This window comes from Luteolibacter sp., from assembly GCF_039920825.1.
Lineage (GTDB): Bacteria > Verrucomicrobiota > Verrucomicrobiia > Verrucomicrobiales > Akkermansiaceae > Luteolibacter.
This window is the reverse complement of sequence record NZ_JBDSCX010000034.1, coordinates 1-22,235: the sequence shown is the minus strand read 5'-3', so window position 1 is coordinate 22,235 and position 22,235 is coordinate 1. Positions and strand designations below refer to the sequence as shown.

Genomic DNA, 22,235 nt, shown 5'->3' with positions numbered 1-22,235 from the left:
TCGGCCACCCATGCGTGTTGCAGCACTCACGGGTTCCGCGAGGGACGTTGAACTAACCATTGCGGTCTGCCCAGCGCCGGTTGCTGAATGACTTCATACCGTCAGGATATACGCAGATGGAAAGATGAAAAGAACCCACCTTTTCTCTTATCCCTTCTTTCATCTGTGTTTATCTGAGTCCATCTGCGGTTGGAAAAATCTTCATCCTGAAGACTCGTCAATGAAACGGACACTTCGCCGCTTCCACCGGTGCTTCCTCCGGCTCATCCGGAATCGTCTGCTCGTGTTTCACCTTCGGCCGTTTCCAGACGCGCAGTGAAATCCCGTCGAGCGAGCGGATCGTCAGCCGCGAGGTCGGCTCCGGATCCGGACCGGGGCCGGGTTCGAAGCGATAGCGCCGTGTGAGCGAGGCCAGGATCAACATCGCCTCCTGCATCGCAAACGCCGCGCCGATGCAGATCCGCGGGCCTTGGCCGAAAGGGATGTAGGCGCATTGCGGCTGATCGAGCCCGCCTTCGAAGCGATCTGGATCGAATTCGTTAGGCCGGTCCCACAGCTCGCGGTGGCGGTGCACCAGCCAGGGTGAAATGACGACCGGCGAACCGTCGGGAAGATCGTGCTTTTGCAATTTTTGCCCGCCCGTTGCCTTGCGGAAGGTGAGGAAGCCGACCGGCGGATAGATCCGCATCGTCTCGCGGAAGACATTGCGGATCTGCCGGTGCCGCGGGATGTCCTTGAACTCCGGCGGGCGGTCGCCCAGCAGCGCGATGGTTTCCTCGTGCAGCCGCTCCTGGATCTCCGGGCATTTGGAAAGCAGGAACAACGACCACGACAACGCGCTCGCCGACGTCTCGTGCCCGGCAAGGAACAACATCGCCACCTGATCCACCAGCTCCACCAGCGTATAGGCCGAGCCGTCCACCGTGTCGCGGGTTTCCAGCAGTGATTGGAGGATGTCCTTATACTCGCCGGTTTCGCCGCGCTGATAGGCTTCGTAACGTCCTCGGATCGATACGGCTAACAACTCGCGGATCTCCTTGCCCGTGCGTTTCCAAATCATGTAGTGCCGCGGCGCGAGCCACAGCGGCAGGCGGAAAAAGCTGAGCTGGATCATCACCACCGCTTTTTCCTGGAACAGGTTGAACGCGTTGAAAATCTTCCGCGCGCCCTCGCCCTCGAGCGATTCGGATAGAATCGTCCGCAGGATGATGTCCGCCGTCACGTGCGTCATCTCGATCTCGATGTCGGCGATGCCACCGTCCGGCACCGCGTCGAGCCGGTCCATCATCGCATCCGCGCCGCCGGTCATCAGCGAGAAGACTTCCTTCAATTTCGCCTGGCCGAACGCCGGGTCGAGCATCCGCCGCTGGCGTTCCCAGACCGGGCCGTTCGTCGTGAAAATGCTTTCGCCTAACAATGGCTTGAGCGCCGTTTCCGACAGCTCGTGCTTCGGATACTTGTCGTATTTATCGACCAGCACCTCCTTGATCAGGTCCGGGAATTTCACCAGGAAAAGCTGCACGCCCGGCAACCGCACTCGCGACATTTTACCCGAGTAGCTGCCTTCATACAGGGTGGCCAGCCACGACCGGCGGCCGCGCTTGAAGAGATTCCACAGGGATCGCTTCGACGTCCGGTCCAGCGGTTTCGGATAGGGCGGGGTGTAGGCCATTGGGGATTCAGAATTCAAAGATGGGAACCACGAAATACACGAAAGGGCACGAAAAGAGGGGGGCTGGAAATCCCGCGACTCGATCTGAAGTGCTGATCCTTCCTTTTTGGATTTCGTGTTCTCTCGTGTATTTCGTGGTTTGCATTTCCTCTTCTCAAGCGGGTGAAATCGCGTTTTCGGGAAAGCGTTCCGCCAGGCTCATCGGACCGGCGGTGATCGCGAAAAAGTCGTAATCGGTGAGCAGCTCACCGGCCATGATATATTGGAAATGGATGCGGAAAATGTCCTTCTTGATCACCGCGTAAACATCCGGCGGGAACATTTTCACGATCCGCACGGGAAATTGCTGCGGCCTCACCGGGATGCCTTCGGGGCGTGAAATTCCGGAAACCTTGAGCGGATCCACCTGCGTCACGCTCGCTCCGTCGCGCCGTGCGGAGAAATCCAGCCACCGTACGCCGGGGGCCGTCGCCACCGTTTTCAAATCCTCGCGGAGTTTTCCCGAACCGGGCAGCAAACTCACCAACGGCAGGCAATTTCCCAGCGAAACCAAACCGAACGCCGGCCCGCGCACGCCCAACTCCGGCTCTCGTTTCAGCAATTCCACCACCAGTGGCACGGTCAAAATCGTCCCCACGCTGTGTCCAACCACTAGAATTTCGTCCGCATCGCTGCCCTTGATCCGCTCCGCGATGTGATCCGCGAATTCACGGATCCGCTCGTCCAGTTCCGGCATTTTCCCATACGCCCACGGCTGCATCGCTCCGTAAACCCGCAGCAGCCAGAAACTCCGGAACCGGTCGTCCAGCCAGCGCCCGAGGAAAATCGTCCCCACCAGAATCCCCGCCGCCAGCGGGAGCCCGAGATAAAGCGGCAGGAAAATCCCCGCCGCTACTGCCAGGAACGCGCCGGTGAGCAGCAGTCCGAGAAACGCGATGATCGGATACGACACCGTCAGCGCCGACGGCCACGCGATTTTCAACAAGCGCCCGACCAGGTTCGCCTTCAGGAAAACCCAGTAAACCGGCACCGCCGATTTCAACAACTGCCACTCGTTCTTCGGCCAGCGGTTGCGGATGATGTCGTCCCAGCGCAGAAATTCATACTCCGTCTCGGTGTCCCCGGCGGTCACCGTCCACGCGTTCGCCAGCTTGCCGACGCGGCGGCGTTTTCCCACATCCAGATCCAGTCCGTTGAGCGGCGTGTGGAGTTTCCCCTGTTCGCCGTAAAGCGTGTGATAGTGCGCCGGTCCGCGCGGATCAAACCCGCTGAAATAGAAAACATGTCGCTTCCGCACCCCGGCGGCAGGCGTCCGGGGCGGGTTCTCGGCAGGGTAAATGTCACTCATGCTCAGGCGGGCGAAGGCTGTTCCGGCAGCCCGACGGCGGCAAGCCCGTTAAAACGGGGGGCGAGGAATTTATTCCGCGCGATCCTTTTCAGAAAGTGCCCCGGCTGTCTCAGCCGGATTTTTTAAACTGGCACCGGCTAAGACAGCCGGGACACATTTCCCGCTTGGCATTCTCTAGCAGTCCTGCTTTAAGAAACAGGTTCATCAAACCCTTTCGGAAATATCCTCATGGACTCCGTCTCATTCATCCAAGCCTTTCTGGTGGTTCTCATGATGGTCACCGGCTGTGTCGTCATCGGCATCGCCACCGGCTACCCCGCCGCCCACTGGATTGGCCGGAAATTCGCCGAACTCCTCTCGTGCCTGCCCACCGAGAAATTCGCCAAAGCCCAGCCCGCCTATGGCATCCCCGCGTCCAAAGCCATCCGCGGCGACCTCGAGGGAGCGATGGAATCCTACGAGCAGCTCCTACTGGATCACCCGCAGGAAAAGCAAATCTACCTCCGCATGTTGGAGATCGCTTTCGGCCCGCTGCACGCGCCCGAATACGGTGAAGACATCCTTCAGCGCGGATTGAAAAACCTGACCGGCGAGGCCGACCGCGCCGCTCTCTATCACCTCAGTCTCGCGATCCAGAACGGAGAGTTCACGCCTTTCAAGTATCTGGATCACGCTCAGGTCGCGGTGCCCGGATGAAAAGTTTTCCGAAAAATTGAAGCAATGGCTCCAACCTCTCATCCCGTTTCAATCCTCGCAGGTCTGCAGGTCATGGTGGTAATCGTCGGAACCTTTGCGGTGAGGCTTATGACCAGCGGATATGAATCTTCCGACCCTCGGATCCATTGGAATACCACGGCACTTTTCGTCCGAAATTTTGGCTGGCTGTTTCTCGGAGTTCCAGTGATTTGGGCGATTGGTTCGCTGGTGTTGGAGCGGCATCCCAGACGGATCTGGAATGTCTGGTGGACGATTGTCAGCGGCTTACTCCTATTTCTGGCAATGGGCATGATGTTCATGCGATCGATGAGTGCTCCTTTCAGCATTCACTAGCAGCTCCTGCACCTGCCGAAGAGAGGCTCGATGTTCGGCCGGCGGGTTTGATGAAGCCCTCGTGAAATCTCCGTGAAGCAGCGTTTCCGCATCGCAAAATTCTAGCGGACCGGTGAATGCTTCCGGATGTTTCGGAAATTCCATCGGCTGGTTTTCATTGCGGGTGTCACCGGGTTGATCGTGCTGGCGGTTTGGCCGTTCCACGACTGGGTCTTGCGATACGGGCTTTTTCTTTCTCTAGCCGCCGCGTGGACGGCGGGCCTTGGCTACATCTGGCAGCGGAAAATCTGGCGAGTCGTCGTGATGGCATTGCCCCTGCTCGCGGCGGTTCCGTTTTTACTCCCTGGCAAGCCACTTCATCCGGCCAAGCAGCGGGACCGTTACATCGCGGCGATGAGAGGAGTGGAAGGAGCCTCCTACGTGTGGGGCGGTGAAAGTCATTGGGCGATCGATTGCTCCGGGCTGCCGCGGCGGGCATTGCGTGATGCGCTGTGGGTGGAGGGCTGCGAAAATGCCAACGGCGCGGCTTTCCGCGAGTGGGCGCGGCAGTGGTGGTTCGACACCAGCGCGAAGGCTCTGGGAGAAAATTACCGTGGATTCACCCGTCCGACGGGAGCAGGGGGGAAACTCCGCGATTTGGATTTCACGACTCTCGTGCGCGGTGATCTCGCGGTGACGGCAGACGGCCGGCATGTGATGGTCTACCTCGGCAATGGCGATTGGATTCAAGCCGATCCCGGCCCGGTCAAAGTCACTATCAGCAGTCCTGCCACCGATCCGAATTATTACTTCAATGCGATGGTGAAGATGCAGCGGTGGACAGTGCTGGAGCGAGTGGAGGCTTGCTAGATCGGTGGCGGCACTTCATTTTTCAGTCGTGGATCCCCAGCAAGACTCTCCCAAATCGCCGCCCGCCCTCGTGTTCTGGATCATCTGGTTCGCGATCCTCAACGGGTTGGTGATGATCCAGTTCATGGTGGGAGGAGGGATTCCGAAGGGTGAGGATCATGGAAATCCGCCGATGATGTTTCTGGCGATTGCAGGAGGCTTGGCGTTCACTGCGTTGGCGATCCGGTTTCTGGTGATTCCGAAAATCGATGCGATTGTCAGGAAACTACCGGCGATGATCGTGGGGCTGGCACTCTCCGAGGGGATCGGCTTTGTCGGGCTGTTCGGAGTAGGGAAAGAATTTCCCGCGACCCAGCAGGCGATGTTCGTCACGGCCATCGCCTGTATTCTCAGCTTCGCGCCGATCTATGCCAAACCACGGGCGGAGAACGGGCGGTTTTAGGAACTGATGCGTGGGTGGCGATTTCCCGTTTTCGGAATCTCGATGAGAGATGAACCACATTAGGCGGGACTCGCCGTCCAATCTTCCACCCGTAAATCCGCCACTCGTTTGAACTCGCCCGTGTTGTGAGTGACCAGGGTGAGGTCATGAGCCAAGGCTGTGGCGGCGAGGAGCAGATCAAACGGGCCAATGATCAGTCCCTTTATTTCCAAATCATTCCGAATTTCGGCATAGCGCTCTGCCACGGCCAGATCCACCCGCAGGCATTCGAATGGCTGGAGAAGTTGGTGGATGATCAGCCGTCGTTTTTCAGGAAGCCCGTATTTCCGCGCACCGTGGAGCAATTCAGCCCAAACAATGACAGACGTTTTCAAATCCCCACTCTGGCATTGACGGAATCTGTCAGCGGCAGGCCCATCCGGACGCTTTAGGATTTCGATCCAGAAATTGGTATCGGGCAACCACATCATTACCACGTTTTCGCACTGGGAAGTTCACCTTGCGCAGGACGTGCGAATTCGACGTCGGAAAAGGCACCGATGACGGAATCGAAGTAGGAATTATCCAAAATCGCTGGATTTCTAGCAGCAGGGCGCACCAGTTCCACGGCGTCTCTGATCAAGCGCTCAAACTTGGCAGCCGTTGGCGGATCCAGACTGCTGAGGGTTGCTTCCACCTCCATTGCGAGTGAACTCATGTTGGCAAAGTAGCTTTTTCTGAAGCGGATTCCAGCCCAAATCTTCGGCTTGAGGAAGAGCCGATGTCTCATACTCCAAGGATTCTCGACGATCATCAAGGAACCCCCGTTGACCGCTTCCTTCCTCTTTCCTGCTTTTCATCGGGAGATTTTGCTCCAGAGTGATTCTCTAATGGAACCTCTCCAAGCGCTCTCCCGGTTTTTCATGTGGAGCCCCGTGATCGTGGCTCCGCTGGCATGGGGGCTGGTGGTGCTTTTTAAGCGACGCTGGGGCCGCGGCTATGACCGGCAGCCCGAAGCCAGTTCCGAGGAAATCCTGGAGGAGCTTGATCGCGAGTTCACCCCATCCCGCCGCACAACCATCCGGACCCAGACCGAATACCTTCCGTTTCTCTTTGAGTGCATTCGGGAGAACATCGATTCCGGATTCGAGGATCCGCAGATGTATTCGCTTCTAGAAAGGATCGAACTGCATCGTCCGGATGAGGAACGCAGTGCGATGTTCACGGTGGTTGCCGGTCAGCAACGGAGTGATCTCCATCTGCGCTGGGTCCGCGACTCGTGCGACCGGATCATGCTTCACTTCCAGGGTGCGCCGGGGATTATTCGTGCGCTCAGGGATCACCAGCGGAAGATCCCGAAGGCGCTGACGGGATTGTGCTGAGGGAAATTGGAGCGCGAAATTGATTTCGCGCGTTTGAAGGGGTAGCGGCGCGGAAGAGTGTTCGTCGGCGCTGGCGCTGGACGAACACAAGAGGCGAAATAAAGTTCGCGGTCCGTTAGTTTGGGATCTCGTTAAGCGTGTACCAAGCATCCGAGTGCCAAAGGGTGCCGCTGGTGGCGGATTTCACGCCTTTGGCTTCGAGATGATGGATGTGACCGCGGACGAGGCCGTCGATTTTCAGGCGGACGGATTTTTTGTCGGGGGAAACAACGGCGGCTGTGATTTTCGGGGTGGCCTGATCGACTTCCGGGCTGCCGTATTCGGCTTGGAAAATGTAGGTGAAGGCGTCCATCGCGTAGCTGGCGGGATTGCCGGCGGTGGCGGGATCGACGGGCTCGGTGAACTTCAGTGTGAAGCCGTCGGAGTTGGCGGTCATGGTTTCGATTTCAAACGGTGTTTTGCCGGTCCATTTGACGCGTTCGAAAGTGAACGGTTTGCTGCCGCGCGAGGCCCAGCCGCGGTTGGAGCCACCGGCGAACATGACGCCGGCGTCGTTGTCGTAACGGAGCGGGATGATGCCGGCTTCAAAACCTTCGAGGAATTTGAAAACCGCGCCCTGATAGAGACCGTTGACTTTTTCCAAACAGACCCGCTGGACCTGCGAGTGGGTTTGCTCGCCGACGTAGAGTTGTTTTTCCCACGGGCCGAATTTTCCGCCGCTGGTGTCACAGGCGATGCCGGTGGGGGATTGACCGACTTTTCCATGCGGGAAAATGACGGCGGGCGGAATGAACTCGGGGAACTTCGTGCGCTCAGTTAGAATGCGGGACTTGTCGGCGACATCCGGCGGGGCGGGGAGATTGGCGAGTTTCGCGAATTTGTTGCCGGAAGGATTGCCTTGGAACGAGCCTGGCTTGAGCCATTTGAGCGACGACGAACCGTTCCAGACGCCTTGGTTGTCCATGTAGAACGCATCGCCTTCCGCATTGAATCCGATTCCGCCGGGCGAGCGGATGCCGGAGCAGGTCGGAATCATTTTTCCATCCGGAGTGACCCGGACGCACCAGCCGCGCCAGTTGGATTCCGCGGTGAAGGAACCGGTGAGGCAGAGGACGACCCAGATATCGCCGTTTTTATCCGGCGTGCTGCCGAAGGCGTATTCGTGGTAGTCGCCCTTGATGCCCCAGTCGGAGCAGATCGTTTCAAAGGTGTCGGCGAGGCCGTCGCCATCGGTGTCCTTGATCTTGGAAACTTCGGGGCGCTGGGTCAGATAGAACGCGCCATCTTTGTAGAACATGCCGAAGGGTTCGTGCAGGCCTTGGGCGAATTTTTTCCAGGTGACTTTCGTTAGATCGCTGCCGTAAGCGCCGGTGCAGATCCACAAATCGCCGCGGCGGGTGGTGACGGCGACTTTCTGGTCAGGCATCAGGGCGATGGAACCAATTTCCATGACCTCGCCGGGAGGAAGCGGGATCTCCTCGCGGAGGTAGAAGTCGGATTGTTGGGCCGCGTGGGCGAAGGCGGCGGTTAGAAGAAGGATGGAGAGGAAGCGCATGGGAAGGAAAGTGAGTTGCTAGTTTTCAGTGTTCAGTTTTCAGGAAGATGAAGACTAGGGCTTCCAACGGTAGGTGAGAGTGACGGGTGTCCCCGGCGTGAGCTGGAGGGAGGATTTTCCGGAGGCTCCTTCGACGATCAGTTCGGGTGGCTGGGGGATCTGGATTTCGAGGGGTGAGCGGCTGACGCTGAGTTTGCGGACGAGCGCGCCTGATTCCGCATGCCAGGAGTCGAGCAGGATCTGGTCGCCGATCTGCACGGAGAAGGTGGGATTTCCCGCCGGATCCAGCTTGTAGCCACGGAAGCGGGCTTCGGTAGGGAGGGCGCGGGTGGTGGTGAGCTTGACGACGTTTTCCCCGGCAGGCGGAGAGGCGTCGGTGCCGCGTTCGATCCATTTGTAGGATCCGTCGATGAATTTACCCGTCCAGAGGATTTCGGGCGCAAGATTGTCGGCGCTGTAGGCGAGGTTAAGGCCGCCGGGGAAGCCGACGCCGATGGCGCGTGGGGTGGTGCCGTCGATGAAGTTCCGATAGATGACGGGGCGGCCGTTGGCGGGTTCGATGGGAATCGGGGTGTGGGTTTTCGCCGGTTTGGCGGTATCGTCGGTCAGCCATTTCCAGTTTTTTACGCCGGGTCCCTGCCAACCGATGGCGATGCCCTGGTTGTCGCTGAGTTCGAGGAATTCGACTCGGAACTTGCGAGCACCTTTAGTTAGAGTGGTTTTCGCCTGTCTTGCCCGGCTGCCGTTCATCGGGCCGGCGCCTTTGATTTCGACGATTTTCTTGCCATCGATGATGATGGAGGCCGCGTCGTCCGCATCTAGCAAGAAGGTGTATTCTCCATCGGCGGGTGCTTCGAAGTCGGCCTGCCAGACCATGGCGAAGTTGTCTTCAAACGGAGCTTTTTTCAGGCTGATGATGCCGTCGTGTTCTTCCTCGATGTTTTCGGCCTTCAGTTGTGAGAAATCAGGAATGCTGCTCCACTTTCCGGAATAGGCTTGGGAGAGGAGATTGGTGAGAGCGGTTTTTTCGAGGGGAAGCGGGTGCAGCTTGAGGATTTCCTCGGCGGTCCACGGCGCGTTGCGGTCGGAGACGGTGGCGCGGATGGTTTTGACCTGATCGGCGGTGACGGGGCCCGCTTGATTTCCCCACGCCGAGCGGACGTAGGTGAGGATCGCGGCGAGTTGGTCGTCGGGAAGGACGGCGCCTTGAGGCGGCATTTCGAGGTTGTAGGTTTTTCCCAACACATCGACGGGGCCGGTGAGTCCCTTGAGCGCGATTTTGACGGCGCGGTCGGCATCGCCGCTTGCCCACGGACTTTCTGATAGGGGCGGGAATGTGCCGCCAGTGGCTCCTTTTCCATCCACGCCGTGACAGGCGGAGCAATAGAGGGTGAAGAGCTGCTGGCCGTCTTGGGCGGAAGCGTTAAGCGCTGCAAAAGCGATGGTGAAACCAGAGGAGAGAAGAAATCGGGTCATGTCAGGTTTTTGTCTGCGGACTTTTACCGTAGGATTTCAAAAATCTTTATCGGTTGATTGTAGGACCGTAATACCAGCCTATTCGGGCCGACCGGGGAAATTACTTCGCCTCCGAGCGGGATCGGTAGTGATTCGCGAGTCCGGTGGCGACGGCATCGGCATATTCGCGGAAGATGGAGGGTTGCATTTTTCCGCCGATTTCCCGAAGTCCGTCGTAGTCGCCGGCTTGGAAACGTGGGTAGTCGATGGTGGAATTCATGACGTATGGCTCCATGAAAATAACGGGGCAGTCATAGAGGCGGTTGGCGAGGAGGTTCCGCGCCCAGAGGTAGAGGTGACCGGCTACGGGGCGGGCGTTTTTCGAGTCAGGCGGATAAACGTAGGGAGGCAGGTGGCTGATTTCCGCAAAGGTGTCGGCGACGCTGGCTCCGACGAGTGCTTCTTCCTGATGAGTGCGCTGAAGGAGTTTTTCGAGTAGCGCGAAACGCTGGTCGGCGAGGATGACTTCGTCGTCACCGTAAGCTCCGTTGAGAAGAAGGTGGAGGTGGGTGCGGTCGATAAGAATGGGCTGTTTCGGATCGCCCCATGGCTCGGCATTGAAATGGAGGCAGAGGACAAGGTCGGGCTTGAGGGTGGTGTTGACGAGGTCGGCACGGGCGCGAATCTCGGCGGTGCGGTAAAACAGGCGCTCGGCGGTTTTCTGGATTTCCGCAGGGGAAGCGTTCGGCCCGCTGGATTCTCGGGCAAGGGTGAGCAAGGACTCGGGGCGGATCGGAGTGACGGGTTCGTTTTTCTCGCGGACGAGGGAAACGCTTGCACCGAGGGCTTCGATTTTCGGTTTAAGGAGTTGGGCGACCTGCAGGGTCATGTCGCCCTCGCAGACGGGTTTGCCATCGCCGACGACCATCCAGCGCTCCTCCATTTTCGCCCATTCGCCGCCGATGTGGCCGGGATCGATGGCTATTTTGAGGCCGGCGAGGGGCTTGTCGGGAGTGGTGGGAGGAAGTTCGGACGCTGTGTGCCAATGCCGGGGAGCGGCAGTTTCTCCGACAGCCGGGGCGAAATGGAGGGTGAAAATGGCGTCGCTCGGCGAGCTGCCGGTCTTGATACGGGCCTCGGTCGGGGTGATTTCAATGGACTCCCGCCAAGCATTTCCCGTGGTGAATACGGTGGTGAGGAGGCGTTCGAATTCCTCGCGGGTGATGGTATTCTGGTAGATTTCAAGCCGTGACCAATCCGGTGGCGGGGCGAGCATCGATAGCGCGGGCGGCGCTGGTTTTGGCGATGGCGTAGGAGAAACAGAGGGTAGCTTGGCTTGGAATTTCCACATGAAGCCCACCGCAACCAACGTGGCGACGGCAAACAAGAGCAGCAGGCGACGGGTGGGGTTGCAGATCATTCAGGAAATTGGATTGTCGGGGAGCTGGCGAATGTGGAGGGTTCCCGAGAACAAATGCCAGCGATTCGTATTTTATTTCTCGGTGACGTGGTCGGTGAACCCGGCCGCAAGGCGGTCATCGAGCAGTTACCGCTCCTTAAACTGTCGGAAGGTCTCGATTTTTGCATCGTCAACGGAGAGAATTCAGCCGGTGGCAAGGGGATTACTCCAAAGATTTCCATCGATCTGCTGCGGGCGGGAGCGGCCGTCATCACGACCGGCGACCATGTTTGGGATCAGCAGGAAATCGTTGATTATTTCCCGACGGAGCCCCGGCTGCTGCGGCCGATCAATTATCCGCAAGGTACGCCGGGAGCAGGGAGCGTGGTTTTGGAAACGGCGAAGGGCCGGGTCGGCGTGATCCAGGCGCAGGGCCGATCCTTCATCCAGCCGCCCTTGGAAAATCCGTATCTCGCGGTTGAAAAAGAAGTTGAACGGCTGCGCGCGGACGGGGTGATGGCCATCGTGCTGGATTTCCATGCGGAAACCACCAGTGAAAAGATCGCCATGGGACGGATGCTCGACGGCAAGGTTTCGCTGGTGGTTGGCACCCACACTCACGTGCAAACGGCGGATGAAAACATTTTTCCCGGAGGAACCGGCTACCTCACCGATGCCGGAATGTGCGGTCCGGAGGAATCCATCCTCGGGCGCAGCATCGAGTCCGTGGTGTGGCGTTTCAAATCGGGAATGCCGACGCGTTTTCCCATCGCGAAAGGACCGGTTAGGCTGTGCGGGGTGATCGTGGATGTGGATTCGGAAAACGGCACCTGTCTGGCCATCAAAAGGCTCTCGATGATGATGCCGGAAGGGGATGCTTCGGCCCCGTGATCCTTGCATTTTCAAGGGATTCGGATAAATTTTCTTTTCATTGAGATTTTTTTTGACAGGGTGGGGGGCTTTGCTACTGTCCGCCCGCTCTTCCCCACATCAAGTCAGGGGTGCCGCGCCTGGTCTCGCTCTTTTATGAGATTGGTCGCGGTGTTTTTGTCGGGTTGAAGGTGGAGCGATACATGTCTATTGCTCGCGTAGCTCAGGGGTAGAGCGCATCCTTGGTAAGGATGAGGTCGGGGGTTCAATTCCCCCCGCGAGCTCCAGGGCAATCTCGAAAAATCTCAACAGTCTCAAGCAGAACAACAACCACCATGGCAAAAGAAGCATTCCAGCGCAACAAGCCGCACGTAAACATCGGCACGATCGGTCACGTTGACCACGGCAAAACCACCCTCACCGCAGCAATCACCAACACGCTTGCTGACAAGGGCCTCGCCCAAAAGAAAAGCTACGCCGACATCGACGCTGCTCCCGAAGAGCGTGAGCGCGGTATCACGATCAACACCGCCCACGTCGAATACGAAACCGTCAAGCGCCACTATGCTCACGTGGACTGCCCCGGTCACGCCGACTATGTGAAGAACATGATCACCGGTGCTGCCCAGATGGACGGTGGTATCCTCGTTGTTTCCGCTGCCGACGGCCCGATGCCACAAACCCGCGAGCACATCCTGCTTGCCCGTCAGGTCGGCGTTCCCGCTCTCGTCGTTTTCATGAACAAGGTTGACCTTGTGGACGATGCCGAGCTTCTCGAACTCGTCGAAATGGAAGTCCGTGACCTCCTTTCCATGTATGAATTCCCAGGTGACGAGATTCCAATCGTCATGGGTTCCGCGAAGCTCGCCCTCGATGGCGACGCCGCTCAAATGGAAAACGTCATGAAGCTCATGGATGCCGTGGATTCCTACATCCCTGAGCCTGAGCGTCCGATCGACAAAACTTTCCTCATGCCTGTTGAAGACGTGTTCTCGATCGAAGGTCGTGGAACGGTCTGCACCGGTCGTGTCGAGCGCGGCATCATCAAGAAGATGGAAGAAGTCGAAATCGTTGGTATCCGCGACACGCAGAAGACCACCGTGACCGACATCGAAATGTTCCGTAAGCTTCTCGACGAAGGTCGTGCCGGTGACAACGTCGGTCTCCTCATCCGCGGTCTCAAGAAGGACCAAGTTGAGCGCGGCCAAGTCATCGCCAAGCCCGGCACTGTGAAAGGTCACACGATCTTCAAGTCCGAGATCTACGTTCTTTCCAAAGAAGAAGGTGGTCGCCACACCCCGTTCTTCTCGAACTATCGTCCTCAGTTTTATTTCCGCACCACCGACGTGACCGGCAGCATCAAGCTTCCGGAAGGCGTTGAAATGGTGATGCCTGGTGACAACATCAACCTTGAAGTCGAACTCATCACTCCGATCGCCATGGAACAAACCATGCGCTTCGCCATCCGCGAAGGTGGTCGGACCGTGGGTGCCGGCCGGGTTGGTGAAATCATCAAGTAAGCATTTAGCAACGAGGCTTCTGTGGTTTGCCACGGAATGCCGGACTCAGGGGCATCCCGCTTTCATAGCGGGGTGCCCTTTGGTCGCCTCAAAACGGAAGTAGCTCAATTGGTAGAGTAGCGGTCTCCAAAACCGTTGGTTGTGGGTTCGAGTCCCACCTTCCGTGCCATTTTCCATTCCAGTATCAGCGACAAGCGACATCATGTTTTCAAAAATCTCGAATTTCCTGGGTGAGGTAAAGGGCGAGCTCCGCAAAGCGAGCTGGCCTTGGGAGTCTGATCCGAAAATCAAGGGACTTAAAAAATACAAGGAGCTTGTCGATTCTACCGTCGTCGTCCTCATTGCGATGGTCCTGCTTGCCGGCTTCGTGCAGCTCTGGGATTTCCTGGACGTGATCATTGTGGGCGGTGCCCATGATTTTTCCGGCTACCTCTTTTCCAAATTCGGCAGCTAATTCGTTAGTATTCCGTTACATCCAATCTCCGACCGACCCGTCATGTCAGAAACCAAATCATTCCGCGACCAGTGGTACGTAGTCCAGGTCCTCTCCGGCCAGGAAGGCAAGGTCCGCGACCGGATCGCCCGCACCGCCGAGGCCGAAGGAATGACCGAATACATCCGCGAGGTGCTCGTGCCGACCGAAATGGTCTCCGAAATCCGCCGCGGCAAGAAGACCGAGACGAAGAAGAAATTCTTCCCCGGCTACATCATCGTCAACATGAACCTCGCCACCGAGGACAACCAGCTCGTCGAGAAGACCTGGTTTTTCATCAAGGAGATGGAAGGCGTGATCGGCTTCGCAGGAACCAAGGATCGTCCCGCGCCGATGCGTCCGCGCGAAGTGGAAGCGATGCTTTCGCAAATCAAGGAGCGCGAGGAAAGCGTCCGCCCCGCCATCAGTTTCGAAGTCGGTGACACCGTGAAAGTGGCCGATGGTCCTTTCCAAAGTCAGAACGGAATCGTCGAGGAAATCGACCCGGAACGCGGCAAGCTGCGGGTCTCGGTCACCATCTTCGGCCGCAGCACTCCCGTCGAACTCGAATATTGGCAGGTCGAAAGAGCATAATTGTCTGGACCTGCACTCCCGAATATACAACCACCCCTCTCCCGCAAGTTTAACCGCATTATTTTATGGCCAAGGAAGTCGTCAAACTCATCAAGCTCCAGATCAAAGCCGGAGCCGCCAATCCATCACCTCCAGTGGGCCCGGCCCTCGGTCAGGCTGGTGTCAATATCATGGCGTTCTGTAAGGAATTCAACGCGAACACCCAAGCCCAAGCGGGCGACGTGCTTCCAGTCGTGATTTCCGTTTACAAGGACAAGTCATTCTCCTTCATCACCAAGAAACCCCCTGCCGGTAACCTTCTCAAGAAGGTGGCGGGTCTTGCTTCCGGCTCGAAAGAGGCGAACAAGATCAAGGTCGGCAAGATCACGAAGGCCCAACTGATGGAAGTCGTGAAAATCAAAATGCCCGACCTCAACACCAAGGACCCGGAGGCCGCCTGCCGCATTCTTGCCGGCACCGCCCGCCAAATGGGCCTCGAAATCGAAGGTTACTGATCATTTCCGCCGGAAGCTCTTCACCGAGTGACCGGCACCCGCAGGAGGGAAGCGCATCCCGCGATTTCCGCCCGAACTGCAAACCGATACGCAAATGTCAAAACATCGCAGCAAACGCTACAAAAAAGCAGTCGCCCTTGTCCAAGCCGGCAAGAGCTACTCACTCACCGACGCCATCAGCACCGTGAAGGAATTCCCGGCGCCGAAGTTCACCCCGACCGTGACCCTTTCGTTCCACCTCGGCGTGGATCCCCGGAAGAGTGATCAAATGGTCCGTGGTTCCGTTTCCCTTCCACACGGAACCGGACGTAACGTCCGCGTTGTCGTTTTCGCCCAAGGCGCGGCTGCTGAAGCTGCCATTGCCGCTGGTGCCGAGTTCGTGGGTTACGAAGATCTCATCAAGCGCGTTCAGGAAGGTTTCACGGATTTCGATTCCGCGATCGCCACTCCGGACGCCATGACCGAAGTTCGGAAAATCGCCCGGGTCCTCGGACCTCGCGGCCTGATGCCGAACCCGAAGACCGGCACCGTCACCGACGACACCGCCAAGGCGGTTCGCGAAGTAAAAGCCGGTCGTGTGGATTTCAAACTCGACAAAAACGGCAACGTTTCGGGTTCCATCGGCAAGTCCTCCTTTGAGCCTGCTCAATTGGAAGAAAACGCCCGCGCCTTCGTGGACAGCGTTGTCCGCGCCAAGCCGGCATCCGCCAAAGGCAACTACATCCAAGCCGTGACGCTCGCCGCTTCGATGCTTCCCGGCATCCCGCTGGAAGCCGCCACCTACACCAAGGCATCCGCCTAACACCTGGCCGCCAACGCATATGAATCCCGATAAGAAAATCATCATCAACGGCCTGTTGGATCGCGTCAACGCGTCTCCTTACCTGATCGTCATCGATTACACCGGTCTCACCGTGCAGCAATTCACGGAACTCCGCAATCGCCTCGACGCAGGTGGTGCAAGCTGCACCGTCGCCAAGAACAGCTACATGCGCAAAGCCCTTGCCGAAGCCGGAATGCCGGACATCGGTGCCGACCTCACCGGTCAAATGGCTTATGTCATGGGCAACAGCGAAGTGTTCGCAGCCGCGAAGGCCATCAAGAATTTCGAAAAGGAATTCAAGAAGCCCGAGATGAAGGTGGGTATCCTTGGCAACGCGGTGCTCGACGCCGAAAAGCTTAAGGCCATCGCCGACATCCCGTCCCGCGAAGCGGTTCTTTCCCAACTTCTGGGACTGATCCTCGAGCCTGCGACCCGCATCGCCCGCGTGGTGCAAAACAAATTCAACCCGGACGCCGCCAACTCATCCGACGAGGCCGCCACCGAAGAAGCACCAGCTGCCGAGGCCGAAGCTCCTACCGCAGTCGTGGCCGAAGAGGCTCCGACCGCAGTCGCCACCGAAACCGAAGCACCTGCTGCTGAATAACAAACAATCTGATCTGACGGTGATGGCGGCTCCCGTTCGTCACCTGAACCCATAATGGTTCCTCGTCGGGGCGACGGCTGTCGCTCTGAAATCCCCGGAGGCTCCGGGGGCGACGATACCGCACAAGGAGAATACAAAAATGGCTAATATTGAAACACTGGTAGAAGAACTCGGCAAGCTCACCGTCTTGGAAGCTGTCGATCTCGTTAAAAAGCTCGAAGAAACCTGGGGCGTGTCCGCCGCTGCCGCTACTGTGGCCGCCGGTCCTGCCGCTGTCGCCGAAGCTGTCGAAGAGAAGACTGAATTCGACGTCGTCATCACCGATTGCGGCCCGAACAAAATCGCCGTCATCAAGGCGGTCCGTGAGGTTGCTCCCGGACTCGGACTTGCGGACGCGAAGAAGCTCGTCGAGAGTGCCCCTGCGAAGATTCTTGAAGGCGTCGCCAAAGAAGCCGGCGAAGCTGCCAAGAAGAAGCTCGAAGAGGCTGGTGCCAAAATCGAACTCAAGTAACACCTTTCAGATCATTCCCGGGGCGGAATTTTCCGCTCCGGGATTTTCTGTCGTGACCGGCGCGAGAGTCTAACATTTGAATCCTATCCAGATTTTCGCGCCGATTCCGACAAAACTCATTATCGCTTGATCCACCCTGCCTGAGACCGGTTACCGGCTCGGGCTCAATTTGTAAGATAGAATACCACTAAACGCCATGGCTGAACGTCTCTATTTCGGGAAATTCGAAGAAGTCATCGAGCCACCTAACCTCATTGAGGTTCAGAGTCGGTCCTACGATGAATTCCTCCAGAAGGAAGTGCTCCCCAGCGAGCGCGCTGATGCCGGACTCCAAGCGGTTTTCCGCGAGGTTTTCCCCATCAAAAGTTATGACGAAGCGATCGAACTCGATTTCGTCGCCTATGACATCGAAGACCCGAAGATCACTTCGCTCGACTCGCTGCGCAACAGCGAGAGCTTCAGCGCGGCACTTTACGTGACGTTCAAGCTGAAGGACGAGACCGGTACCAAGAAAGAGCGCGTTTACATGGGCGAACTGCCGATGATGACCCGCCGCGGAACCTTCATCATCAACGGTGCCGAGCGTGTCATCGTTTCCCAGCTTCACCGCTCGCCGGGTATCTGTTTCGAAACTTCGCAGCACTTGAATGGCAAGTTGCTTCATTCGTTCCGCATCATTCCTGACCGTGGATCCTGGTTGGAAGTGCAGTTCGATACCAACGATCTGTTGTACGTCTATCTCGACCGCCGCCGCCGCCGTCGCAAGTTCCTTGCGACGACGTTCCTGCGTGTCCTCGGCTACCCGACCGACCGCGATATCGTCAGCCATTTCTATTCCCCTGAATCCCTTCCGCTTAGCGAAAAAATGGATGAAGGCGAACTCGGCCACAAAGTTCCTTTCGAGGACATTCTCGATGGCGAACTGACCGTCGCGAAGGCTTACGAGCCGCTCACGATCGGCATCGTCCGCCAGCTTCTCGCGCTCGGCCACAAGAACGTCGAAGTCATCGACGGACGTGAGGACGAAATTCTTCTCAAGTCGCTCCGCAAGGATCCGGCGAAGGACGAGGAATCCGCGCTCAAGGATATCTATCGGAAACTCCGTCCTGGAGATCCACCGACCGCCGCCAACGCCCGTGCGCTGCTCAAGCGTCTTTTCTTCGATGCGAAGAAGTACGACCTCACCCGCGTCGGCCGTTACAAAATCAATCAGAAGCTCGGCATCCAGGTGGATTCCGACCAACGCATCATGGTTCCCGAGGATTTCCTCGCCGCTGTCCGTTACATCCTGAAGCTGAAAAAAGGCGACGGTGTCATCGACGACATCGACCACCTTGGTTCCCGCCGCGTCCGTGCGGTGGGTGAACTTCTTGCCAACCAGTGCCGCGTGGGCCTTGCCCGTACGGAGCGTTTGGTGAAGGAGCGCATGACTCTTTTCGACGTGAACATCGAAGGCATGACGCCGCAGAAGCTGATCAACCCGAAGGCGCTTTCCGCCGTCGTGCGTGATTTCTTCGGCCGTTCGCAGCTCTCGCAGTTCATGGACCAAACGAACCCGCTCGCCGAGCTCACCCACAAGCGCCGTCTGTCGGCTCTTGGACCAGGTGGTCTCAACCGCGACCGTGCCGGCTTCGAAGTCCGCGACGTGCATCCGTCCCACTACGGCCGGATCTGCCCGATCGAAACTCCGGAAGGTCCGAACATCGGTCTCATCAACTCGATGTGTACCTATGCACGGATCAACGAGTTCGGATTCATCGAAACTCCTTACCGCCGCGTAGTGGATTCCCGTGTCACCAACGAGATCGAGTATCTCACGGCTGACCAAGAGGAAAACTACCTTATCGCTCAGGCGAACAACCCGATCGACAAGAAGGGGAACTTCCAAACCGAACGCATCACCGCCCGTGAAAAAGGCGGCGAGTTCATCGAAGCGCTTCCTGCCGAAGTGAACTACATGGACGTCTCGCCGAAGCAGCTCGTTTCCGTGGCTGCCGGTCTGATCCCGTTCCTCGAGCACGATGACGCCAACCGCGCGCTGATGGGTTCGAACATGCAACGCCAAGGCGTGCCGCTGCTCGTTTCCGAAGCTCCGTTTGTCGGAACCGGTCTTGAAGGCAAGGCCGCCCGCGATTCCCGCGCAGTGGTTGTTTCCGAAGCCGACGGCATCGTTGCCGCCGCGACTGCGGAAATCATCGTCACCACTCCGGATGGTTCACTCCCTGTTTCCGAGGAAAAATTCCTCAGTGACGCCGAGTCCGTGAAAACGAACATCGACAAGGGTATCATGGCCTATCCGCTGCGGAAGTTCATGCGCTCCAACGCCGGCACCTGCATCAACCAGAAGCCGATCGTCAAGAAGGGCGACAAGATCAAAAAGGGCCAGGTGCTCGCCGACGGACCTAACACCGAAGACGGCGAACTCGCCATCGGACGCAATGTCCTCGTGGCCTTCATGCCTTGGAACGGCTACAACTTCGAAGATGCCATCGTCATCTCCGAGCGCGTGGTGAAGGACGACGTTTACACCTCGATCCACATTTCCGAATTCGACGTTGCCGCCCGTGACACCAAGCTCGGACCGGAAGAAATCACACGGGACATCCCGAACGTCGGTGAGGACGCGCTTCGCAATCTCGACCACGACGGCATCATCCGCATCGGCGCGGAAGTGAAACCCGGCGACATCCTCGTCGGCAAGATCACTCCGAAGTCCGAAACCGAACTCGCTCCGGAAGAGCGTCTCCTCCGCGCCATCTTCGGTGAGAAGGCCGCTGACGTGAAAGACACCTCGCTGCGCGTGCCATCCGGCTGCGTGGGAATTGTCCAGGACGTCCGTGTTTCCCAAAGCGGCTTCGCCAAGAAGCGTGCGGAAAAGGTCGATCCGGTCGAGCTTAAGAAGACGCTCAAGAAGATCAACGACGAGCACAAGAAGAAGGCCGACAAACTGACGGATGACCTCACCGAGCGTCTCTCCGACATTCTGCTAGGCGAAAAAATTCCGCTCGACGTGGTCAACGCGCAAACCGGTGAAATCATCATCCCGGCCAACCGCAAGATCACCAAGACGCTTCTCCGCAAGCTCGCTTCGGTTCACGACCACATCGAAATCGATCCTTCCCCGATCCGTAACAAGATCCTGGAAATCATCGGATCCTTCGAAGGTCGCTTCCAGGAACTCGACACCGAGCGCGAGCGCAAGCTCGACTCCCTCGAGTCCGGTGATGAAGTCGATCCCGGCGTCATCAAGGAAGTCAAAGTCTTCATTGCCGCTAAACGGAAACTCTCCGTGGGTGACAAAATGGCCGGTCGTCACGGAAACAAGGGCGTTGTCGCCACTATCGTTCCTGAAGAAGACATGCCTTATCTATCGGATGGAACTCCGGTTGATATCTGCCTCAACCCGCTCGGCGTGCCATCGCGGATGAACGTCGGCCAGGTTCTTGAAACCCACCTCGGCGTCGCAGCCAAGGCACTCGGTTTCAAGGTTGCCACCCCGATTTTCGACGGCATCAAGGAAGAAGTCATCTGGGATTTCATGTCCAAGGCCAAGAAGGTCGATGGTGTGAAATTCGTTGGTGACAACGGTGAACTCCGTGAGCGCCGCCCCGGCGAGCCCGAAGGTCGCGGTTACACTTGGATCGGCGACGGCAAGGACGGCACCACCGGTGGTAAATCGACCCTCTATGACGGTCGCACCGGCGAGGCCTTCCACAATCCGGTCGTGGTCGGGATGATCTACATCCTGAAGCTCGGTCACTTGGTTGCCGACAAGATCCACGCTCGTGCCGTTGGTCCATACTCGCTCGTCACCCAGCAGCCGCTTGGTGGTAAGGCGCAATACGGTGGCCAGCGTTTCGGAGAAATGGAAGTGTGGGCGCTCGAAGCATACGGTGCCGCTTACACCCTTCAGGAACTTCTAACCGTCAAGTCGGACGACGTCCAAGGACGCACCCGGATTTACGAGGCGATTGTCAAAGGCGACAACAACCTCGAAGCCGGAACGCCCGAGTCGTTCAACGTTCTCATCAAGGAAATGCAATCCCTCGGACTCGATGTCCGTCCGGGTCGCAAGGGCTCGACCCATGGCTCCGGCATGACCGGTGGTCTGGACGACTACTCCCTCGATGACCTCACCCTGTAATTTCAAACGCGAACCCCAACCTGACCTAAACCGTTACTAACAACATGAGTGTCGATAACAACCTTCGCGAACTATTCGGCGTGGACGAGCGCCCAGAGGCATTTGACCAAGTCTCCATCACCGTCGCTTCCCCGGAAATCATCCGTTCCTGGTCCAAGGGCGAGGTGAAGAACCCGGAAACCATCAACTACCGGACCTTCAAGCCCGAAAAAGGCGGTCTCTTCTGCGAGCGGATCTTCGGACCCACCCGCGACTGGGAATGCGCCTGCGGCAAGTACAAGCGGATCAAGCACAAGGGCGTGATCTGCGACCGTTGCGGTGTCGAAGTGACCCTGAGCCGCGTCCGTCGCGAGCGCATGGGCCACATCGAACTGGCCGTGCCGGTTTCCCACATCTGGTTTTACAAGTGCATGCCTTCCCGCATCGGTCTGATGCTGGACATGAGCGCCCGCCAGCTTGAGCGCGTTATTTATTATGAGGATTACGTCGTCACCGAACAGGGCAACACCGCTCTCGAAGTCGGCCAATTGCTCACCGAAAACGAACTCCGCGAGGCGGAAGACACCTATGGCGACGGCTCGTTCCGTGCCTCCATGGGCGCTGAAGCCATTCAGGATCTCCTCAAGCAACTCGATCTTGCGGAACTGACCGTGCAGCTCGAAGAGGAACTTGGAACCACCCGTTCCAAGCAGAACAAGAAGAAGCTCTCCAAGCGTCTTAAGATCACCCAGGGCTTTGCGGCTTCCAAGACCCGCCCCGAGTGGATGGTCCAGACCGTGCTTCCCGTGATTCCACCGGACCTTCGTCCGTTGGTGCCACTCGAAGGCGGCCGTTTCGCCACTTCCGACCTGAACGACCTCTATCGTCGCGTCATCAACCGGAACAACCGTCTTAAAAAACTCATGGATCTTAACGCTCCTGAAGTCATTCGTCGTAACGAGCAGCGTATGTTGCAAGAAGCAGTTGACGCTTTGGTTGACAACAATAACGCTCGCAGTGGCCGCGCGGTTGCCGCAACTGGTCAGCGCCGCCGCCTGAAGAGCCTGTCCGACCTACTCAAGGGTAAGCAGGG

Annotated in this window: 20 protein-coding genes, 2 tRNA genes and 1 pseudogene; 16 read left to right on the top strand and 7 right to left on the bottom strand. The window is 57.9% G+C overall.

Going from position 1 to position 22,235, the window contains the following annotated elements:
• Nucleotides 1-217: 217 nt before the first annotated feature.
• Nucleotides 218-1,672 (bottom strand): cytochrome P450, encoded by a 1,455-nt coding sequence (locus ABIQ96_RS08475; RefSeq protein ID WP_348214136.1) that lies wholly within the window; start codon nt 1,670-1,672, stop codon nt 218-220.
• A gap of 154 nt (nt 1,673-1,826) precedes the next feature.
• Entirely contained in the window at nt 1,827-3,020 is a 1,194-nt protein-coding gene (locus ABIQ96_RS08470) for a hypothetical protein (protein ID WP_348214135.1), read from the bottom strand.
• A gap of 228 nt (nt 3,021-3,248) precedes the next feature.
• Between ABIQ96_RS08470 and ABIQ96_RS08465 the strand changes: the two genes are divergently transcribed.
• The 3 genes from ABIQ96_RS08465 to ABIQ96_RS08455 all read left to right on the top strand — a co-directional run bounded on the left by ABIQ96_RS08465 (nt 3,249) and on the right by ABIQ96_RS08455 (nt 5,361).
• Entirely contained in the window at nt 3,249-3,716 is a 468-nt protein-coding gene (locus tag ABIQ96_RS08465; protein ID WP_348214134.1) for a hypothetical protein, read from the top strand.
• Nucleotides 3,717-4,196: 480 nt separating this feature from the next.
• Nucleotides 4,197-4,919 (top strand): NlpC/P60 family protein, encoded by a 723-nt coding sequence (locus ABIQ96_RS08460; protein ID WP_348214133.1) that lies wholly within the window; start codon nt 4,197-4,199, stop codon nt 4,917-4,919.
• A gap of 28 nt (nt 4,920-4,947) precedes the next feature.
• The gene (locus ABIQ96_RS08455; protein ID WP_348214132.1) at nt 4,948-5,361 is read left to right on the top strand and encodes a hypothetical protein; all 414 of its coding nucleotides are present in this window, start codon (nt 4,948-4,950) and stop codon (nt 5,359-5,361) included.
• 59 nt (nt 5,362-5,420) lie between these two features.
• Here ABIQ96_RS08455 and ABIQ96_RS08450 read toward each other — a convergent pair whose 3' ends face one another.
• On the bottom strand, nt 5,421-5,828 hold the full coding sequence (locus tag ABIQ96_RS08450; protein ID WP_348214137.1) for a type II toxin-antitoxin system VapC family toxin: 408 nt from the start codon (nt 5,826-5,828) through the stop codon (nt 5,421-5,423).
• A 2-nt stretch (nt 5,829-5,830) separates the two neighbouring features.
• The gene (locus tag ABIQ96_RS08445) at nt 5,831-6,058 is read right to left on the bottom strand and encodes a hypothetical protein (protein ID WP_348214131.1); all 228 of its coding nucleotides are present in this window, start codon (nt 6,056-6,058) and stop codon (nt 5,831-5,833) included.
• 172 nt (nt 6,059-6,230) lie between these two features.
• On the opposite strand from ABIQ96_RS08445, the gene ABIQ96_RS08440 reads away from it, so the two are divergent.
• Nucleotides 6,231-6,722 carry a hypothetical protein gene (locus ABIQ96_RS08440; RefSeq protein WP_348214130.1) on the top strand — a complete coding sequence of 164 codons (492 nt, stop codon included), beginning with the start codon at nt 6,231-6,233 and terminating at the stop codon, nt 6,720-6,722.
• Nucleotides 6,723-6,837: 115 nt separating this feature from the next.
• Here ABIQ96_RS08440 and ABIQ96_RS08435 read toward each other — a convergent pair whose 3' ends face one another.
• The 3 genes from ABIQ96_RS08435 to ABIQ96_RS08425 form a co-directional block, all read right to left on the bottom strand.
• Nucleotides 6,838-8,277 carry a hypothetical protein gene (locus ABIQ96_RS08435; RefSeq protein WP_348214129.1) on the bottom strand — a complete coding sequence of 480 codons (1,440 nt, stop codon included), beginning with the start codon at nt 8,275-8,277 and terminating at the stop codon, nt 6,838-6,840.
• A 54-nt stretch (nt 8,278-8,331) separates the two neighbouring features.
• Nucleotides 8,332-9,753, bottom strand: a complete 1,422-nt coding sequence (locus ABIQ96_RS08430) for a c-type cytochrome (protein WP_348214128.1) — start codon at nt 9,751-9,753, stop codon at nt 8,332-8,334.
• A 100-nt stretch (nt 9,754-9,853) separates the two neighbouring features.
• Entirely contained in the window at nt 9,854-11,152 is a 1,299-nt protein-coding gene (locus tag ABIQ96_RS08425; RefSeq protein WP_348214127.1) for a hypothetical protein, read from the bottom strand.
• Between the two features lie 54 nt (nt 11,153-11,206).
• On the opposite strand from ABIQ96_RS08425, the gene ABIQ96_RS08420 reads away from it, so the two are divergent.
• The 12 genes and pseudogenes from ABIQ96_RS08420 to ABIQ96_RS08365 form a co-directional block, all read left to right on the top strand.
• Entirely contained in the window at nt 11,207-12,022 is an 816-nt protein-coding gene (locus ABIQ96_RS08420; protein ID WP_348214126.1) for a TIGR00282 family metallophosphoesterase, read from the top strand.
• Between the two features lie 191 nt (nt 12,023-12,213).
• Nucleotides 12,214-12,288: transfer RNA gene (locus ABIQ96_RS08415), tRNA-Thr, on the top strand.
• Between the two features lie 48 nt (nt 12,289-12,336).
• On the top strand, nt 12,337-13,521 hold the full coding sequence (tuf, locus tag ABIQ96_RS08410; RefSeq protein WP_348214125.1) for an elongation factor Tu: 1,185 nt from the start codon (nt 12,337-12,339) through the stop codon (nt 13,519-13,521).
• 93 nt (nt 13,522-13,614) lie between these two features.
• A tRNA-Trp gene (locus ABIQ96_RS08405) sits at nt 13,615-13,690 on the top strand.
• 33 nt (nt 13,691-13,723) lie between these two features.
• On the top strand, nt 13,724-13,975 hold the full coding sequence (locus ABIQ96_RS08400) for a preprotein translocase subunit SecE (protein WP_348214124.1): 252 nt from the start codon (nt 13,724-13,726) through the stop codon (nt 13,973-13,975).
• A 42-nt stretch (nt 13,976-14,017) separates the two neighbouring features.
• Nucleotides 14,018-14,587, top strand: coding sequence for a transcription termination/antitermination protein NusG (nusG, locus tag ABIQ96_RS08395; RefSeq protein ID WP_348214123.1), 570 nt, complete (start codon nt 14,018-14,020; stop codon nt 14,585-14,587).
• 65 nt (nt 14,588-14,652) lie between these two features.
• Nucleotides 14,653-15,081 (top strand): 50S ribosomal protein L11, encoded by a 429-nt coding sequence (gene rplK, locus ABIQ96_RS08390; protein ID WP_348214122.1) that lies wholly within the window; start codon nt 14,653-14,655, stop codon nt 15,079-15,081.
• 94 nt (nt 15,082-15,175) lie between these two features.
• A complete protein-coding gene (gene rplA, locus ABIQ96_RS08385) occupies nt 15,176-15,883 on the top strand; it encodes a 50S ribosomal protein L1 (RefSeq protein WP_348214121.1) in 708 nt (235 codons plus the stop codon).
• 19 nt (nt 15,884-15,902) lie between these two features.
• A complete protein-coding gene (gene rplJ / locus ABIQ96_RS08380; RefSeq protein WP_348214120.1) occupies nt 15,903-16,508 on the top strand; it encodes a 50S ribosomal protein L10 in 606 nt (201 codons plus the stop codon).
• Between the two features lie 139 nt (nt 16,509-16,647).
• Nucleotides 16,648-17,019: a 50S ribosomal protein L7/L12 gene (gene rplL / locus ABIQ96_RS08375; RefSeq protein ID WP_348214119.1), complete on the top strand. Its 372-nt coding sequence runs from the start codon at nt 16,648-16,650 to the stop codon at nt 17,017-17,019.
• Between the two features lie 196 nt (nt 17,020-17,215).
• A complete protein-coding gene (gene rpoB, locus ABIQ96_RS08370; protein WP_348214118.1) occupies nt 17,216-21,163 on the top strand; it encodes a DNA-directed RNA polymerase subunit beta in 3,948 nt (1,315 codons plus the stop codon).
• Between the two features lie 44 nt (nt 21,164-21,207).
• Nucleotides 21,208-22,235 (top strand): annotated as a pseudogene (locus tag ABIQ96_RS08365) (DNA-directed RNA polymerase subunit beta'); the annotation flags it as partial.